The following is a 16562-nucleotide window of genomic DNA, read 5'->3' as shown; positions in this document are numbered from 1 at the left end:
TCCTCACGGTTATTCCTTCCCTTCCATCAGAAGGCCCTGGTCAGGCGGCGCCCAGATTCAGGCGCCCGGGTCAAGCGGCCACCTCAATGGTCGCCTTTTCCGTGGCCGTCATTTCCGGCGGTGCCGGTTGAAGCCGCACCTGATCAGGGCCAGGACCGCCACGCCCAGCACCAGCCCGGACAGTCCCAGCGTAATGGCGTTGCTGTCCAGCTGTGAGAGCAGGCAGGCGCAGATGATCGCACCGATCACTGGGACCACCACGTAGGACACGGGGTTCAGCTGGTTCCCGGCCCTGCGCTGGCGCACGTAGTGGAACACGACCGAGGCGTTGACCAGGGTGAAGGCCGTGAACGCGCCGAAGTTGATGAACGATGTGGAGGTGGAGGTGGCCACGTCTAGGAAGATCGCGATCAGGCCGATGATGCCGGTGACGACCGGCGACAGCCTGCCCGACGAAGCCGCCGACCGGTCCCGGGCAACCATGTGGGACGTGCCCCGCTTCGCCGAGGTCCACCGCTACCGGGCGATCATCACCGAGAACGTCGTAGACGCAGCCAAATGGATAATGTTCGAGGCAAACGGGCGAAAGTCCAGATAAGGCAAGGGAGCCTGCAATGTGTGAAGCCGAACGCCAACTCAAGATGGCCATCCACGAACTGGACATCCAACGAGGAAACGGTGTGATTAAGCTCCCGAAACTCCGAGAGATACTCGCCACTACCCACCCCGACTGCGCTGTGGCATCGCCCAGCGGAGGCCAGCATCGCTATACGACCTGAACGGGACCTGACACCTAGGATGATCTTCATGACAGACAACATATGGGGAACGGTGGCCGACTGGGCCGCCGTAGGGCTCTCCGCGACTGCAGCGATCACCGGAGTCGCGGCCTACGTCCGGTCCGGTAAAAGCAACCAGAAAGCAGCCGACGGACTAATGATCGCGAGAGACGCGCGCTCCCTTTCGCGGCACGCAAACACGCTGTCAGAGCTGGCTAATTCCCACGCCGACACTGCTAACCAGATAGCACGAGGCGCCACGGAAGCGGCACGTGACGCAGCCGTCGAAGCACGACGGTCGGCCGACACCGCAGAAGTCGTGGAAGCGAGACAAAGCCGGCCTTACGTTTTTGTACAGCTCCGGCCCGGCCTGGCTGGACTCGGAACTTGGGATCTCGTAGTGTCGAATTCCGGTCAGTCGAACGCAAGGGACCTACGGATCGAAGCTGATGTCTGGCCGGACGAGGACGATATCGTCACGGCGCCGCTGCGGCGCTTCTTCGCGGCGAAGCAAACTATTCCGCCTGGCCAGTCCATCCGCACCTACTGGAGGATGTCGCCCCCAGGGAAAGACACGTGGACGGATGGAACCAGGCAGCCCGTGGGGATGCCGAAGCGCGTAGTACTTACCGTGACCTATACTAGCGACGACCCGGCCAAACCCGTATTCACTAACACCTTCCTGCTGGACGAGGATGCCATTGGGCTCACTCCCGCGCCGGCTGACGGGCACGAAGTCCCGGACGGACTGAATCCGAGCGACAAGAATCTGCACAAGATGTTGGCGGCAATTGCACGCAGCATCGGGGAGGGAAATCGGTGAGCGACATCATCGATTTCCTCAACGCTCGCATCGCCGAAGACGAAGCAGAAGCGCGGCGGGGCCTCGAACAGGTCGGCATGGACGAAGCAGAGGCCAACCTCCGAGCTTTCGCCGAATGCGAGGCGAAACGCAAGATCATCGCACACCACGAACGCATCGACTGGGACTGCGAACCCGCCTTGGACCAGAACTACATGCAGAAATTCCTCTTCATCATCGCCGAGGTCTACGCGGGCCACCCCGACTACCGGGACGAATGGAGACCATGACAATGCTCGAACTGTTGGGGGCAGTGGAGCAGCAGACCACCAGTATCGACTACACGCCAACCGCAATGACAGTTGTGGCTACATTGCTCGCTGCCGCCTTCACCTCAGTAATCTCGCAGTATTTTTTCGCACCATGGCTTGAAGTTCGGAAGCAGATAAAGATCGCACAGGCCCAAGAACGAGCGCAAGTGGCAGACGAAGCTCGAGACCACGCGAGGGCCCTGGCAAAGCTGCAGATGGTCCGGACAGGGTGGCAGGGTTCCCAAAAGCTCGAACGCCACTGGGAAACCGCCATGAACGAATACCGGGAACGGATCAGCCCCATCGGAAGCGCATTCGCTGGCGTCCACACTCCGATGACGCGGCCCGTGAGGAACCTGATGATAGCTACGGGTTGGGTTCTCCAGATCGTGTACTTTCGCCCCACACCGGAAAAGGCACCTGTAGCAGAAGCAATGAATATTGCTATCCAGCTGTCCAAAGCCGTGGACCCGGTGGTATTCCCCCTGAAGCGTGCATATCACGCACGTCGAGGGATCTACCTGTACAAGAAATTGATGAGGAGCATCAAAGACCTATCGTTTGGAGACTGATATGGCCGCCGGAAGATAAGGCCAAGAAGAGACCAAGAACCCAAAGGCCCCATGAGGGGCCTTTTTCATGCCCAAAAGGAGGGCCATGCTATACGAACCCGGGATATACGAAGAGATCGACAACGCCGACCACCACGCCGACCCTGCTCTTGGCTCGACGTCGCTCAAGACCCGGGCGACCCGCACGCCAGCCCACTGGAAGTGGGAGTCGGAGCACCACCACCCGGTACACAAGGACATCTACGACCTCGGCATCGTGACGCACAGCTTGATCCTCGAAGGTGACGAATCGGGCGTCGAAGTGATCGACGTGGACGATAAGCGCGGGAACAAGTGGACCATCCCGGCCGCCGAAGCAGTGAACAACGGAAAAATCCCGCTCAAGCGAGCCGAATGGGACTTGGTCACGGCCATGCGGGACAGCGTCATGGCCCACCCGCTCGCCCGGGCAGCGCTCACAGACCACCGCGCCGAAGAGTCCGTGTTCTGGGAAGAGGAAGGACTGATGCTCAAGTGCCGCCCGAACGCGTGGAAAGACGGCCTACTCGTAGAGCTCAAAACCACAGTGACCGCCGATCCGCGAGACTTCCCAAGAACGGCTACAAGCTCGGCTACTACCAGTCAGCAGCCAGCCCACTACCAAGACGGCGTGCTGTCCGCTACCGGCGAGAAGCTCCCGTTCGTGTTCGTCAACGTCGAGAAGTCACCGCCCTACCTCGTCTCGATACTCGAATACGACGAAGAAGCCCTGGACCTCGGACGGCAGATGAATGCCCGCGCCAAGAACATCTACCGCCGCTGCCTCGAAACCGGGGAATACCCCGGATACCCGGCCGCCGAACCAATCAGCCTGCCCCTCTGGGCGATCTACCAGTCCGAGGAACTACTCGGCATACCCAGCGACATCGAAATGGAATTCTGACCATGGACCTTACAGAGAGAGCATCGCCCCGAAGTCCGACCAGCTCAACGCTGACGACCTCATTTCCGGGCCCGTGACCGTGACCATCCGGGAAGTAGCTAAGGGTAGCACTGAGCAGCCCGTCGACGTTCACCTTATGGAGTTCCCCGGTCGCGCCTACCGACCAAGCAAGAGCATGCGCCGCGTCATGGTCATGGCGTGGGGCGCCGAAGCAAGTACATACGCAGGGCACCGACTAACGCTGTATCGCAACCCGGAAATCACCTTCGGCAAGGACAAGGTTGGGGGCATCGAGATAAGCCACCTGAGCCACATCGACAAGCCGCTGACCGCGGCCCTCACGGCGACACGCGGCAAGCGCAAGAGCTTCACTGTGAAGCCACTGGCTGAACCCGCGCCCACCGCGCCGGCCATCCCCGGCGACATCGTCACCACCACAGCCAAGGCCGTCACCGAGGGCAACATCGACCAGTACATCGCCTGGCTGGCCGAGAACAACGCGCCCGACCACATTATCGAATACGTCAGCGAACGGAAACCCTTATGACAGGCCTGCTGAAGTTTGGCGCCGAGCCCGTTTCGACCGATTCCGTCCGCGGTTCCCAGATCATCAGCCCCGTAAACACCGAGCCGTTCCAGACCCAGACGACCAGCTACACGCTGTCACTGCTTGTCCCGGTAGAAGGACGGCTTGGGAAGGAGCCCGCTCGCGCTACTGACGCCATGCGGACGCAGACCACCAGGGACGAGACCGGTCCGCTGACCCCGCCGGGTGAGCACATGCTCATGGAGTACTACGGCAACGGACAGATGCACAAAGTGTCCAAGGCCATCCCGACGATCGCCACGCACGACCGGTTCGCCATGATCACCACCCTCCGCGGCACCAACGCGCCCAAGGACGTCCGCGAGCCCCTCGACACGTTCGCCCCCAACGGCTTGCACCACGGCCTGGCCGAATGGAAAGTCCCCTCCATCGAGGACTGCGAGTTCCGGATGCTCGAGCCGCACGAGATCAAAGCGGGCATGGCCTTCCCGAAGGAATACATCATGCTCGGCAACAAACGCGAACAGGTCAAAATGGCCGGCAACGCTGTCACCCCGCCGGCCGCCCGCGACCTCATCGCCTGCATGGCAGAAACCCTGCAGGCGTACTGAGGTCACTTAGGGGGTTGGGCCCTTGAATTTGCTCAGGGCGGCCTTCAGGTTGTTGTCCGTTTGCTGGAGCAACTCCACAGCGTCCTTCTTCCGGGTTTTGTCCTTGGACGTACACCAAGGCAGAGCAACAGTCGCATTGGTGCTTACCTCGGTAACGGCATTGAGGATGTCATCGATGTTCAGAGCATCGCGGCCGACGGCCTTCTGGTAATCCTCGGCCAGTTGGGACAGGTTCCCGGGCCACTGTATGAGGACGTCGGCTATCGGGCCTGCTTCTTTCCGAGACATTTGCAGCCGAGCAACAGCGGCCCGCATCGGGTTCATGTACGAGCCGGTGTCAAACGGCTTCGACTTGTCGTATCGCCTCATAGCCCACTCGAGCCCCTCCATTGCAGCCACGCAATCCCCGAGGGCTGCAATTTCTACCGTTCTCTCCACACCATGACGCGCCTGCGCATTCGTCATCTTGACGACTAAGAAAGCAACCCCGGCGCTGAGGAGGGCAGCTACAAGAGCGCCAATCGCACCACCCCAAAAAGCGATCCAAGTTTCACAGGAGATCCACAATGCGTCACCGCAAACAATCAAATTCACCTCCGGATCATACACACGGGCGGGCTGGCAGCCTGTTCGAGAGAGGACGAGCAATGGGCCGAACGTGGCTTCCTCGCATCCTCGGCCGAATACCAACAAGCGCCAAACAGCCCCGGAGGAAAGGTAAAGACAAGTGGGGCCGGCACCTATTCCATCGGTCGTCGGCCTCTGAACCACCCGCCACAATCTGAATATGGGAGAGGAACGCATGGAGTCTACCCGTGCTATAAGGAACGGCCGAAATCGCGCCCAAACTGTGCGATCTCGGCGTTTACGCCTGACTCACCGCTTTGTCCTCGGGATACTCGCTTTCGCCCTGTTTCCTGGACTCCACCAACTTCGCTATCAGCTCATCGCGCTGTTTCCGTGAAGCTTTGGGCCACGCCATGGCCGTATACCGAATCAGTTTCTGCGCTTCGAACATAAGGGTCTTGGAAGTGCCTGCTTCCCCGGTTCGTTTGTACTCGTGTGCCGCCGTAAACGCAAAAATCGCAACGTGGTACGGCCAGCTAGCGATTTCGCGTACGAGGCCGTCGTGAGTGGATTCCATCTCCCAGCGGACAGAGGCTGCCTCGGCAACCAGAAGTAGGTCTTGGACCACGTCAGGTCCATCTCGATACTTCTTACCCATAGCATCAATCGACGCGACCATGTCAGCGATAGCCGCGATTTCGCGTGTTTGTGAGGCCAGTCGCCGCTGCTGTCCGTTTGTAAGCCGAACAACGACCAAAGCTACGAGGCCACCGATAACAGCGGCGACGAACGCTCCGATCGCTCCATTCCAAAAGGCAATCCATGTGGCGCAAGAGACCCCCAGAGCGTCACCACAAATGATATTCACCCCCGGATCATATACACGAGCGGCTCCCACGCCTGACGGGTCCATGCCCATCAATGAGTGGAAGGCGAAGCGTGCACGGGACATCACGATAATCACCGCCCAGGAGTCTCCCTTATTGAAGGCCACGGATGCCGCTGGAGCGAACCTCTACAAGGTGAACTCCGGCGGCAATGTCGTGGCGCCCGGCCGCTGTCCAAGTCCACCCGGCGGAAGGTCATCGAGCGCGACAGGGCATGTGGCAGTGCGGTACCGGCGCCCCATTCGAAGTCGACCACATCATTCGATATATCGATGGCGGGAGCAACCTGCCGGACAACCTGCAAACACTCTGCCTCCCCTGCCACAAGAGCAAGGCGGCCGGTAAATGGCTTGATTCAATGCCGACGACAAAATGCACTCACACCCAAAATCACGCGTGACCGGACTCGAAGCGATGGGGCTATGGCTCCTCGCCGGCACCTACTGCGGTGACTACCTAACAGACGGCGCGGTGCCACTCTGGTTTGTCGAGTCCTGGCCCCGCGGTAAGCAACTGGCCCAGAAGCTCATCAAGGCCGGGTTTTGGGAAGCTGCGGGCGAGGACTTCCAGTTCCTCTCATGGTCGGAGTACCAGCGCGGCAAGGAACAGGTCCTGCGCGAGAAGAGTAAGGCCGAGGAACGCAAACGGGCTTGGCAAAAGAAGCAGGACGAGAACGCGTGAGGAACTGCGTTCCGTCACCGTTCCGAACGCAAGCAGAACGGCAGCGGTACAAGTGCCCAAGACCAAGTACTTAATACTCACCTTGTCTGCCTATCGCACCAATGCTTTTTCTTGGCTTTGAAGATGGGGAGACTTCTCAATAAATCGTCACCTAAGTAACACGAAGGACCGCGACATCTGATTGAAGGAAGGAAAATTTTGATCACCGAAAGCCAGGCCAAAGCGCTGGCCGCGATGCTCCACGAGATCCGCCCACGCTGGTCCGCCCCCGGCCATGCTCAGAGGCTTCGAACGCAAGCACACCCACCCAGCAGCGTTCGCCGACATCGCAGCAGCAGCCGTCAACGCAGCCCGGGACGCCAAAGTGGAGACACCAGGCTGTATCTTCCTAGACGCAAGGTTCTGGCCGCCCGAGATCAAAGCCCACCTCCCCAAACCGCCGCCGTGCGAAGACCACATCGGCCAAGATGCCCACACCTGCAGGTCCTGCTGGGGAGACTTCAAAGCAGGCCTAAGCCCACAAACACACATCGGAAAACACTTCGAAGCCGTCCCGGATGGGGCGGCTTCAGTCATTCCTACGACCGAACAGGAACCGAACACATGACACTCACGCCATCGACCATCGCAGCCCTCCGCGAACTCCAGCAGACCTGCGGCGACACTGCGGCGAGCAAGGGCTTCCACGACGACCGCCCGAAGCCCATGCGCATCGGCGCGACCATAGCCGGCCAGAAGGAACGCCAGGCGCAGCTCGCGCGGCTGGCTGAGCGGGAATCCTCTGACGTTTCTGACCGGCGGGGATTGAAGTCCGGCCGTTAGGGATTTTCTATCAGCCTGGCCACGGCGGCGATATCCTCCGGGGTCGTCCGGCAGCACCCGCCAATGAGCCGGGCACCAAGTTCACGCCAGATGGCGGTTCCTTCCGTAAGGCTTGCGGCGTGCTTACTTCCCGGTCCCGCCATGGCCGTAGCCGGCCGCCACGTTTTACTTACGGCGTCGTAGATTTCGCCGGAATTCGGATACGCGATCAGGGGCGTGTCCGTAGACTTGCCCAGGGCGCCCAGGGCTGGGGCAACCAGCTCCAGCGGCACACAGTTCACGCCAATGGCCACGACGGACGGCTGCGCCCTGGCGAGCTTTGCGACCTGGGCCAGCGGCGTGCCGTCGCTGATGTGCCCCCCATCCCGCAGCGTGAAGGAGAGCCAGCCTTCGACGTCGAACTCTTCCATGAGTGCCGTCAGGGCCTCGGCCTCCGGCAAGGACGGCAGCGTCTCACAGGCAAGAATGTCCGCTCCGGCGTCCACCAGCGTGGCAATTCGAGGCCGGTGGAAGTCCAGGAACTCGCTTCGGCTGAGGAAGTAGTCTCCCCGGTATTCCGACCCATCGGCCAGGTATGCGCCGTACGGACCGACCGAGCCGGCAACCAGCAGGGGGCCTGCACCCGGGTTTTCGGCCAGGTGCTCGCTGCGGGCCTCGTCGGCCAGGCGCACACTCAATGCCACCAGCTCCAGGGCCTCATCTTCGCCAATGCCGCGCCGCGCAAATCCCTGCGGTGTTGCCTGATAGCTCGCCGTGATCGCGACCGCGGCTCCGGCGCGGAAGTAGTCCCGGTGCACGCGCTTGACGAGCTGCGGCTGTTCCAGGAGGACCTTGGCCGACCACAGGGGGTCGTCCAGATCGCAGCCGTGCGCTTCCAGCTCGGTGGCAAGTGCGCCGTCCACGGTCAGGTTCGCTCCGGCATCCAGCAGTCGGGAGAGCTTGGTGTTACTGGGCATTGTTCGGGCTCCAAGCGGTTCGTTCGTCCATGGCTGTCGGGCACGTGCACATTCCTACGCACGGTGGCCATGTTCATAATAAGCATCTTTCAATGCTTGTAATGATCATCACAGCGTGCCACGATGGCAGCAGACACCCTTGCGAACCGACCAGGAGGCCTCCCTTGAAGATTGAAATGAACCCAGTACGCAAGCTGCGTGTGCATTGGCCCGTAGCTCCGGAAACCTTCTCGCGACTCGCCAGCGGCGACGCAGACGCATTCAAAGACGAAGCGGGCATTGCGGCCCTGCTCGACGCTGTCGCGGAATCCCCTGACCTCGGGGACTTCGGCAACTACCGGCATGTCTTCGAGTCCGGTTTGGGTTTCGAGGGGTTCACCTGCGCTGAAGGCGCCAATCCTACGTTGGGGCAGGTTGGTCAGCAGACAATTTCGCCGACCCTGGTCCTGACGACGTATTTCGATGCTGCGCTCGACGACGCTGCCGTGGACCGCTTCCTGCAGCAGATCGTGGATATCCACCCTTGGGAGGTGCCGGTCATTGAGCTGACAGGGCCAATCGGCGTTTCCAACACTGCCCTTCCGGCGCTCGTCGAAAGCCAGGCCACGTCATGACTGAAGTCACCACAACCGCCCTTTGGGACGGGCTGCAGACGCTGATTGCCGGGAGATCATTCACTGACCTGACGCACGCCTTCCACCCCGGCCAGCCACACTTCCCGGCATTCCCCGACGAAATCAGGGAGCCCGTCTTCGATCTGGAGAAAGGTGACGGTTTCACCGCTCACCGCTACTCGATCATCGGACAATGGGGAACACACGTTGATCCTCCCTCACATTTCATCTCAGGAGGAAGGACCCTGGACCAGATTCCCGTGGAGGAGATGGTCCTTCCGCTGGTCGTCCTCGACATCACCGAGCGCGTCACCGCTAATGCGGACGCCACTCCCCGGATGGAGGACGTCCAGGCCTGGGAACACCGCAATGGTGCCATCCCACCCGGGGCCTTTGTGGCACTGCGGACAGGCTGGAGTGACCGTTGGCCTGACGCTGCCGCCATGGCAAACAGGGACGCTCACGGTGTCAGCCACACACCGGGCTGGTCGCACGAAGTCCTCTCCTTCCTGATTGAGGAGCGGTCGGTCACCGCCGTCGGTCATGAGCAGACGGACACAGACCCGGGACTGGCCACCTCCCGCCAGGATTTCACACTCGAGACCTACGTCCTGGCACAGAACCGGTGGCAGATCGAGCTGATGGCGAACCTGGACGGACTTCCAGAAGCGGGCGCTGCCCTCATTGCCACCTGGCCCAAGCCACTGCGGGGCAGCGGCTTTCCTGCCCGGGTCTTCGCCATCCACTAGGAGGGGTTCCTCCAGTGACTAGAATCGGACCCATGTCTAAGACATCCAGCATGGGCCGGGGAATTATGGCTGTCCTGGCGGTGGGCTCCCGCAACGCAGAAGGCCTGCCCGGCGGAACGGTCGCTGATATAGCAACCGACCTGGGCAAGGACCGCAGCCAGGTAGCGCGCAGCCTGCGGACGGCCCAGCAGGAGGGGTTCCTGGTCCGCAAAGACCACCGGACCTACGCTGTTGACTGGTCGCTCCTAACGGACGCCCAGCTGTTGTCCGAACAGCGCTTGCAGACCGACGGCGCCACCGCATTGGCAGGCTTGGCCCGTGAAACTGATGAAGGATGCTTCCTTGGAATTCTGAGCGGGGACAGCACCGTCACCATCGGTGAGCATGTTCCGGCAAGTAGCAACATGATCGGTTCATGGCTGGGCCGGCCCTATCCGGCCTACTGCAGCGATGCCGGCCAGGCCCTGCTGTGGGAAGCGTCCGACGACGAGGTCCGGACCCGTTTCTCCGGTGTCGCTTTCGTGCGCCATGGCCCCAATACGCCCGTTGACGTGGAGGACTTCCTGTCACGACTGCGCGCGGCCCGGGCGCGGGGATACTCCATCGTCGACGAGGAAGCCGAACCCGGGCTGTATTCCCTGGCCGTTCCGATTCGGGACTTTAAGGGCGACGTGGTGGCGGCGCTGCAGGTCGTAGGCGCCAAGACCCGCCTGCAGCCGAGGTTGGAGGCCTGCGCCACGGCTCTCGTGTCCATGGGAAGGTGGCTTGAGTCCATGCTGGGCCAGGTCCCGCCGAAGAATGTGCCTTAGCTGGCAAGACCCTTCCGGCCAGCGCTGTTCCGTGTGCCGCCCTGCCAGGAGCCCAGCCGTTGGGCTGCTTCCCACAGGGCCTTTGCAATGTCATCTGCGCCGGACATGATCTCGGCGCGGCTGCCCAGGACGCTGAGCGCTGCAAGAACGGAACCGTCGGCGGTGCGGACCGGAACCGCCAGTTCGTAGACTCCATGCTCGAACTCTTCCTCCGCGACAATGAAGCCGCGAGCCCGGTCCCGGTCCATCAATTCGACGACTTCCTGCGGCGAATGGGCCGCCCCCGGGCCGCCCACGCCAATGAAGTTGACGTCCGCAAGGAGGGCCTCAACGGCTGGCTGATCCTCGTCCCACAGCAGGGCCCGGCCGGACCCGGTGCACCACACGGGTGTCACCATGCCGGGTTTCACGAAGCCGCCGGGAACTGCGTCATTGCTGGAGGTCCGCAGGAGAATGACGCGGAAGCCCTCCCGGACGGAAAGTCTGGATCTGAGGCCGAACGAGGCCACCAAAGCCTCAAGTTCGGTTCTTGATTCGCGGACCCAGCCTGTATTCAAAGCAGCGGCCAGGCTAAAAAAACGTGGACCGGTCCGGAATGGCCCGCGTTCGACGCGTTCCAGCAGTCCCAGCTCGCACAATTCCTGAGCCAACCGGGAGACACGGCTTTGGTCCATCTCCAGCTCGGATGCGATCTGGGATACGCCGAGTAGCCGCCTGCCCCGCTTCTCCCGGTCTGCGACCAGCCGGACGATCCGAAGGCCTTGGGCCATGGATGATGCTTCCGAGGAAGAATCCATGCTCCGTGCTCCTTCCGCCTGATGACTACGCCTATTCTCACATGTCCCCACAGGACGCCGAGCTTGGTGGCGGGGGACGAAAGCCTCCCGCCACCAAGCTACGTGGACGATGGTTTGTGACGGCGTCAGGAGGGCTGGTGTGCCCGCGCCTTGCGTCCGTACTTGAAGTAAAAGAAGGCATAGCAGGCGCCAACGAAAGTGAATCCGAAGTAGAGCGCTGCCACCTGGTTCGGGTCAAAGGCGATGCCGATGAGCGAGATGACACAGAGCGAGAAGGCCAGGATCGGCACCAGCGGGAACAGCGGGGCCTTATAGGGAAGCGCATTGACATCACCGCCGTTCTTGACGAAGGCCCTCCTGTGGAAGAAATGCGAGGCGGTGATGGACATCCAGACCCCGACGACGGCGAAACCCGCCACCGATACGAGAGCCAGATATACCGTTTCGGGTGCAACGACGCTGCTGATGAGGGATGCCAGGCCACCGAGCATGCTCACCGAGAGTGCAGTCATGGGAATGCCGCGCCGGGTCAGCTTCTTCAGCGCCCGGGGTGCGTGCCCCTCGTCGGCAAGGGAGTAAAGCATCCGTGCGCAGGAGAAGAGGCCGCTGTTACCGGCTGAAAGGAGCGCGGTGATGATGACGAAGTTCATGATATCGGCGGCATAGGGAATGCCGATGGATGAGAAGACCGTCACGAACGGGCTTTCATCCAGCCCAACCTGCTCGAAGGGGATGGTGGCGGCAATGACAGCGATTGCCCCGACGAAGAAGATCAGCAGACGGATGACGGTGCTGCGCATCGCTTTGGGGATATTGGTGGCCGGGTCGGCGGTTTCGCCCGCCGCCACACCGATGAGCTCTGAACCCGAGAAGGCGTAGAACACCGCAAGCGCAGTGACCAGGACACCGGTGAAGCCGTTGGGGAAGAGGCCGCCGGAAGTGCTGAAGTTTTCAAACATGCTGGGATGGTTGGCCGCCTCGCTGAGCGGGTGGAAGCCGAACAGCGCCGCGCCGCCGAAAACGATGAGAACCACGATGGCGCCGACCTTGACGATGGCAAACCAGAATTCTGATTCGCCGAAGAATTTCGAAGACACCGCATTGAAGCCGAAGAGGACCGAGGCGAAGATCAGGCACCAGATCCAGACGTCGACACCCGGGAACCAGCGCTGCATCAGGAGACCGGAAGCCGTGAACTCCGATCCGATGGCCACCGCCCAGCAGAGCCAGTAGAGCCAGGCGGTGGTGAACCCGGTGGCCGGACCTATCGACCTCGCCGCGTAGATGTGGAAGGCCCCTGAGACCGGATAAGCGATGGCAAGTTCACCGAGGCAGGCCATCACCAGGTACACAACAAAGGCGCCAATGAGATACGCGATGACCGCCCCGAGCGGCCCGGCCTGGGAAATGGTGTACCCCGAGCTCAGGAAAAGCCCGGAGCCGATCACCCCGCCCATGGCGATCATGACCAGATGCCGTGCCCCCATGGACCTCCGGAGCCCCGAATCGGTCGACGGCGGAATGGTTGGCTGCGGTTCCAACTGGACAGGTAATGACGATTCCATGGTTTCTCCCAGGTGAGTGGCAGGTGTGATGCGAAGGATGCGCACGTGGCCTGGCGCGGGTCACGCCGACTCGGGCTGCGCAGTAGCGACAGTGATGAAAGTAACACGAAACCGCCATTTTGGTCATTAAAAACATCTGCACATGCCTATGTTGAACGTAAGTTACGTTCCGCGTGAATGACGAATCGACAGGCGGATGGTCAGTTCGCCCTGCTTTTCGGTCACAATCACATGCGCTGACGGACGTGGAATGCGGTCAGCATTGGAGGACCGATGTAACTGACTGAAGGAGCACCATGACCACCTACGACATTGCGCTGATCGGCTTCGGCGGCGTCAACAGGACGCTGGCCGAACTGATCGCGACGCGTGGTGAGGCCCTCGGCGCCGGCGCTGTCCTTCTTTCAGGCAGTGTCACGAACGGCAATGTGCTTCACCCGACCGTCCTGGAAGAAGTCCCGACGGACAGCCGGCTGTGGAAGCAGGAGGTTTTCGGGCCCGTGGTCATGTTCCGCCAGTTCAGCACGTTCGAAGAGTCCGTCGAAGTCGCCAACGCCATCGAGTTCAGTCTTCATGCGGGCATCTTCACCGACTCCCTGGCCAGGGCCATGGACGCGGCCCAACAGCTCGAAGCAGGCGGCGTCATGACAACGACTCCTCTGATTACCGCTTCGACGGGATGCCGTTCGGCGGGGCGAAATACGGAAGCATGGGCAGGGAGGGCGTCCATTTCGCGTATGAGGAGATGACCCAGCCACAGGTCATCTGCATCAGGAACTGATTGAACCGGAGGTGGTGCGGGTACCTCCGGGGCCCCGCCTGATGTAACTGGACAGCGTCATGGCCGTCACCGTATCCGTGACACCGGGAATGGCCGCAATCTGTTCCCAGATCTCCTGGACCCTCTCCAGCGACCGGGCCTCGACCCGCACCAGCAGATCAAAGTCACCGCTCACCACATCACACAAAACCACTTCCGGAATCGACCGCAGGACGGTGATGACGTCCGACCCCCGCACCCGGTCCTTCCTGTAAACCATCAGGAACGCGGACACCGGCCCCTGCCCCGATGGGCCGGCAACGATCGTGTACCCCTGGATATACCCTTGCCGTTCCATCCGTTCGATCCGTTGGCGCACGGCATTCCTCGACAGCAGGACTTTGGTCGCCAGCTCCGCGTGGCTCATCCGGGCGTTCTTCGTTAGCTCAGCGAGAATCCTCTGGTCTATCTGGTCAAGACTCACTCGATCCATGCCTACTTCACACCAAAATCTTCCCCGGCACACCCAGAACCGAACCAACTCCACGACCGAAAGCACCCGAAAAAATGACACTTCTGCAGCAAGACCGTCCACCTCTCACCGGCATTAGCTGCGTCCTGTTCGACATGGACGGGACGCTGCTGGATTCAGCACCCGGCGTTACGGCAAGTGCTGCCCGAGCCCTGGCAGCCGTAGGCGCGCCGGTCCCCGCGATGGACAAACTGCGCCAATTCGTCGGCCCGCCGATGATCGAGTCCTTCAGAACAGTCTCACGGCTGGACGACATAACCGCCCAAAGGGCCCTCCAACACTACCGCAAGGCATATGCCGACCACGGCGCCGAACAGTCCAGCCCATACGACGGGATCATCGAACTGCTTGACCGTCTGCACTCGGCCGGCATGCCGATGGCTGTGGCCACATCCAAGGTGGAAGACCAAGCGGTAAGACTCGCACGAAGATTTGGCATCGAAGGCCACTTCGTCAACATCTGCGGCGCGTCCGACCGCGACGGAAGAGCGAGCAAGGCAGAGGTCCTCGCCGAATTGCTGCTCCGCCTTCAATCCGAAGGCATAGACACCTCCAGTCCCGTAATGATCGGAGACCGGAGCTACGACATCGCCGGAGCCGCCCACCACGGAATCCCGACAATATTCGCGCACTGGGGCTACGGGGACGCGGGCGAAGCGTCGCAGGCGGCCGCCGTTGTCTCCTCCCCTGCAGCCCTGCTGCCACTGATCGTGGCCAACCGCTCACCGCGCTGTTCGAACAGCAGGGCTACAAGAAGCTCTCCCGCCAGGCCGTGACCGGACGGGAGAGCTTCTGACCCTGGCGACGCGAATAATCAGGATCTCCGGGGCCGTGAAGTTACCAGGCTTCAGTCGATGAGCACCGGTGCCTCGGCGCGCTCCGAAGACTCCACGCGGCCGGGGGCGGCGTTGGCAGAGCGCTTCATGGAACGGTGATGCAGCCAGTTCGCCACCGCCAGAAGTGCCACGAGCCCGAAAGTGCTCAGGAGCTGAGGGCGGGAGTCCTCGCCAATGAAGCCCACCGTGAAGATTGCCGCGAGGATGACCAGACCAACCACCGTGAGCCACGGGAAGCCGGCCATCCGCAGGGGAAGCTCCGTCCCGTCGCGGTCGGCGCGGAGACGCAGCGCGAGCTGGGCCAGGAGCGCGGACGTCCAGACCAGCAGGCAGGTCGAGCCCACGATGTTAAGCAGGACGGGAAGGACCATCTCGGGGAAAGCCAACTCCAGCACAACCGTGACCACGCCGAAGGCGACGCTGGCCAGGACTGCGACAACCGGGACCTGGGCCTTGGACACCGAAGCGAGCAGGCGTGGCGCTTCACCCCGCTCAGCCAGGGAGAACGCCATCCGCGAGGCGCCGTAAAGGTTGGCGTTGAGGGCGGACAGCAGTGCAGCAACGGCCACCAGGGTGATCGCGGTGGCTGCGCCGGGCATGCCTGCGGCCTCCAGCACGGCGGCGAACGGACTCTTCAAACCTGCCGAACCCACGGGAACCACCGCCGCGATAACGAAGATCGCACCGATGTAGAAGACCAGGATGCGCCACAGCACGGTGCGCACTGCCTTCTTCACGCTGCGGGCCGGCTCCGCCGTCTCGGCTGCCGCCACGGACACGATCTCGGTGCCGCCGAACGCAAACGCCACCACGAAGAGTGCCGTGGCGATCCCGGCGAAGCCGTCGGGCGCAAAGCCGTCGCCGGTGAAGTTGGCCAGGCCCGGCGACTGCACGCCGGGCAGCCAGCCGAAGAGCAGGGCAGCCCCCACCAGGAGGAACCCGACGATTGCCGCCACCTTGAGCAGGGCGAACCAGAACTCGAACTCGCCGAAGTTCTTCACACTGGTGAGGTTCACGGCGGTGAGCACCACGATGAACACGAAGGCCATCAGCCACACCGGCAGGGCGGGGAAGATGGTGGACAGCAGTCCTGCCGCGCCCAGCGCTTCGGCCGCGATGACCACCACGAGCTGCAGCCACCACAGCCAACCCACCGTGGCACCGGCCACGGGCCCGTACGCCTTGGCGGTATAGACGGAGAAGGCACCGCTGTCCGGATTGGCGGCAGCCATCTCACCGAGGGCCCACATCACCAGGATGATGAGGGTGCCGGCCACAAGGTAGGAGATCAGCACGGCCGGTCCGGCGGCCTGGATGCCGGCGCCGGAGCCGATGAAGAGGCCCGCGCCGATGGCGCTTCCGAGCCCCATCATGGTGAGCTGGCGGGGTTTGAGTGCGGCGCCCAGTGCGCGGCCAGACGTCATTGTCTGTTGTTCCATGGGG

24 protein-coding genes are annotated in these 16562 nt (G+C 62.0%); 16 read left to right on the top strand and 8 right to left on the bottom strand.

Annotation, left to right across the window (positions count from 1 at the left end):
• Positions 1-108: 108 nt before the first annotated feature.
• Positions 109-393: a hypothetical protein gene (locus AC6CH3_RS12690; protein ID WP_498132777.1), complete on the bottom strand. Its 285-nt coding sequence runs from the start codon at positions 391-393 to the stop codon at positions 109-111.
• Here AC6CH3_RS12690 and AC6CH3_RS12685 point away from each other — a divergent pair.
• The 8 genes from AC6CH3_RS12685 (at position 386) to AC6CH3_RS12650 (ending at position 4544) form a co-directional block, all read left to right on the top strand.
• On the top strand, positions 386-598 hold the full coding sequence (locus AC6CH3_RS12685) for a hypothetical protein (protein WP_498132776.1): 213 nt from the start codon (positions 386-388) through the stop codon (positions 596-598). The genes AC6CH3_RS12690 and AC6CH3_RS12685 overlap by 8 nt on opposite strands.
• 16 nt (positions 599-614) lie before the next feature.
• The gene (locus AC6CH3_RS12680; protein ID WP_498132775.1) at positions 615-779 is read left to right on the top strand and encodes a hypothetical protein; all 165 of its coding nucleotides are present in this window, start codon (positions 615-617) and stop codon (positions 777-779) included.
• 28 nt (positions 780-807) lie between these two features.
• Complete coding sequence (locus AC6CH3_RS12675) at positions 808-1602, top strand: DUF8453 domain-containing protein (protein WP_498132774.1); 795 nt, start codon at positions 808-810, stop codon at positions 1600-1602.
• Positions 1599-1871: a DUF6221 family protein gene (locus AC6CH3_RS12670; RefSeq protein WP_498132773.1), complete on the top strand. Its 273-nt coding sequence runs from the start codon at positions 1599-1601 to the stop codon at positions 1869-1871. The genes AC6CH3_RS12675 and AC6CH3_RS12670 overlap by 4 nt, the downstream gene beginning before the upstream one ends.
• A complete protein-coding gene (locus tag AC6CH3_RS12665; RefSeq protein ID WP_498132772.1) occupies positions 1868-2464 on the top strand; it encodes a hypothetical protein in 597 nt (198 codons plus the stop codon). Before AC6CH3_RS12670 ends, AC6CH3_RS12665 begins: the two co-directional genes overlap by 4 nt.
• Before the next feature lie 85 nt (positions 2465-2549).
• Positions 2550-3386: a PD-(D/E)XK nuclease-like domain-containing protein gene (locus AC6CH3_RS12660; protein WP_498132771.1), complete on the top strand. Its 837-nt coding sequence runs from the start codon at positions 2550-2552 to the stop codon at positions 3384-3386.
• A 136-nt stretch (positions 3387-3522) separates the two neighbouring features.
• Complete coding sequence (locus tag AC6CH3_RS12655) at positions 3523-3933, top strand: hypothetical protein (RefSeq protein ID WP_498132770.1); 411 nt, start codon at positions 3523-3525, stop codon at positions 3931-3933.
• Entirely contained in the window at positions 3930-4544 is a 615-nt protein-coding gene (locus AC6CH3_RS12650; RefSeq protein WP_498132769.1) for a DNA cytosine methyltransferase, read from the top strand. Before AC6CH3_RS12655 ends, AC6CH3_RS12650 begins: the two co-directional genes overlap by 4 nt.
• Before the next feature lie 6 nt (positions 4545-4550).
• On the opposite strand, the gene AC6CH3_RS12645 is transcribed toward AC6CH3_RS12650, so the two are convergent.
• Both AC6CH3_RS12645 and AC6CH3_RS12640 read right to left on the bottom strand, forming a co-directional pair.
• On the bottom strand, positions 4551-5138 hold the full coding sequence (locus AC6CH3_RS12645) for a hypothetical protein (RefSeq protein WP_498132768.1): 588 nt from the start codon (positions 5136-5138) through the stop codon (positions 4551-4553).
• A 271-nt stretch (positions 5139-5409) separates the two neighbouring features.
• The gene (locus AC6CH3_RS12640; protein WP_498132767.1) at positions 5410-6075 is read right to left on the bottom strand and encodes a hypothetical protein; all 666 of its coding nucleotides are present in this window, start codon (positions 6073-6075) and stop codon (positions 5410-5412) included.
• A gap of 74 nt (positions 6076-6149) precedes the next feature.
• On the opposite strand from AC6CH3_RS12640, the gene AC6CH3_RS12635 reads away from it, so the two are divergent.
• The 3 genes from AC6CH3_RS12635 to AC6CH3_RS12625 all read left to right on the top strand — a co-directional run bounded on the left by AC6CH3_RS12635 (position 6150) and on the right by AC6CH3_RS12625 (position 7501).
• Complete coding sequence (locus tag AC6CH3_RS12635) at positions 6150-6398, top strand: HNH endonuclease (protein WP_498132766.1); 249 nt, start codon at positions 6150-6152, stop codon at positions 6396-6398.
• Entirely contained in the window at positions 6395-6679 is a 285-nt protein-coding gene (locus AC6CH3_RS12630) for a hypothetical protein (RefSeq protein WP_498132765.1), read from the top strand. Before AC6CH3_RS12635 ends, AC6CH3_RS12630 begins: the two co-directional genes overlap by 4 nt.
• 603 nt (positions 6680-7282) lie before the next feature.
• Positions 7283-7501: a hypothetical protein gene (locus tag AC6CH3_RS12625; protein ID WP_498132764.1), complete on the top strand. Its 219-nt coding sequence runs from the start codon at positions 7283-7285 to the stop codon at positions 7499-7501.
• Here AC6CH3_RS12625 and mmuM read toward each other — a convergent pair.
• Positions 7498-8457 carry a homocysteine S-methyltransferase gene (gene mmuM, locus AC6CH3_RS12620; RefSeq protein ID WP_498132763.1) on the bottom strand — a complete coding sequence of 320 codons (960 nt, stop codon included), beginning with the start codon at positions 8455-8457 and terminating at the stop codon, positions 7498-7500. The two genes, AC6CH3_RS12625 and mmuM, sit on opposite strands and share 4 nt — an antisense overlap.
• 164 nt (positions 8458-8621) lie before the next feature.
• On the opposite strand from mmuM, the gene AC6CH3_RS12615 reads away from it, so the two are divergent.
• The 3 genes from AC6CH3_RS12615 to AC6CH3_RS12605 are packed head-to-tail and all read left to right on the top strand — an operon-like array spanning position 8622 to position 10629.
• Positions 8622-9071 carry a hypothetical protein gene (locus tag AC6CH3_RS12615; RefSeq protein ID WP_498132762.1) on the top strand — a complete coding sequence of 150 codons (450 nt, stop codon included), beginning with the start codon at positions 8622-8624 and terminating at the stop codon, positions 9069-9071.
• Entirely contained in the window at positions 9068-9820 is a 753-nt protein-coding gene (locus AC6CH3_RS12610) for a cyclase family protein (protein WP_498132761.1), read from the top strand. Before AC6CH3_RS12615 ends, AC6CH3_RS12610 begins: the two co-directional genes overlap by 4 nt.
• A 32-nt stretch (positions 9821-9852) precedes the next feature.
• On the top strand, positions 9853-10629 hold the full coding sequence (locus AC6CH3_RS12605) for an IclR family transcriptional regulator (RefSeq protein WP_498132760.1): 777 nt from the start codon (positions 9853-9855) through the stop codon (positions 10627-10629).
• On the opposite strand, the gene AC6CH3_RS12600 is transcribed toward AC6CH3_RS12605, so the two are convergent.
• Both AC6CH3_RS12600 and AC6CH3_RS12595 read right to left on the bottom strand, forming a co-directional pair.
• A complete protein-coding gene (locus AC6CH3_RS12600) occupies positions 10626-11426 on the bottom strand; it encodes an IclR family transcriptional regulator (RefSeq protein ID WP_498132759.1) in 801 nt (266 codons plus the stop codon). The two genes, AC6CH3_RS12605 and AC6CH3_RS12600, sit on opposite strands and share 4 nt — an antisense overlap.
• Before the next feature lie 125 nt (positions 11427-11551).
• Positions 11552-12991, bottom strand: a complete 1440-nt coding sequence (locus tag AC6CH3_RS12595) for an amino acid permease (RefSeq protein ID WP_498132758.1) — start codon at positions 12989-12991, stop codon at positions 11552-11554.
• A gap of 296 nt (positions 12992-13287) precedes the next feature.
• Between AC6CH3_RS12595 and AC6CH3_RS12590 the strand changes: the two genes are divergently transcribed.
• Positions 13288-13740, top strand: a complete 453-nt coding sequence (locus AC6CH3_RS12590; protein ID WP_498132757.1) for an aldehyde dehydrogenase family protein — start codon at positions 13288-13290, stop codon at positions 13738-13740.
• Between the two features lie 21 nt (positions 13741-13761).
• On the opposite strand, the gene AC6CH3_RS12585 is transcribed toward AC6CH3_RS12590, so the two are convergent.
• Positions 13762-14244, bottom strand: coding sequence for an Lrp/AsnC family transcriptional regulator (locus AC6CH3_RS12585; RefSeq protein WP_498132756.1), 483 nt, complete (start codon positions 14242-14244; stop codon positions 13762-13764).
• A 74-nt stretch (positions 14245-14318) separates the two neighbouring features.
• On the opposite strand from AC6CH3_RS12585, the gene AC6CH3_RS12580 reads away from it, so the two are divergent.
• A complete protein-coding gene (locus tag AC6CH3_RS12580; RefSeq protein WP_498132755.1) occupies positions 14319-15059 on the top strand; it encodes an HAD hydrolase-like protein in 741 nt (246 codons plus the stop codon).
• A 71-nt stretch (positions 15060-15130) separates the two neighbouring features.
• Here AC6CH3_RS12580 and AC6CH3_RS12575 read toward each other — a convergent pair whose 3' ends face one another.
• Complete coding sequence (locus tag AC6CH3_RS12575) at positions 15131-16558, bottom strand: amino acid permease (RefSeq protein WP_498132754.1); 1428 nt, start codon at positions 16556-16558, stop codon at positions 15131-15133.
• Between the last annotated feature and the right edge of the window lie 4 nt (positions 16559-16562).

The sequence above is a fragment of the Arthrobacter sp. GQ119 genome, assembly GCF_059759125.1.
Note: the sequence above shows the minus strand (reverse complement) of the source record. Positions and strands in the feature narration are given on the sequence as shown.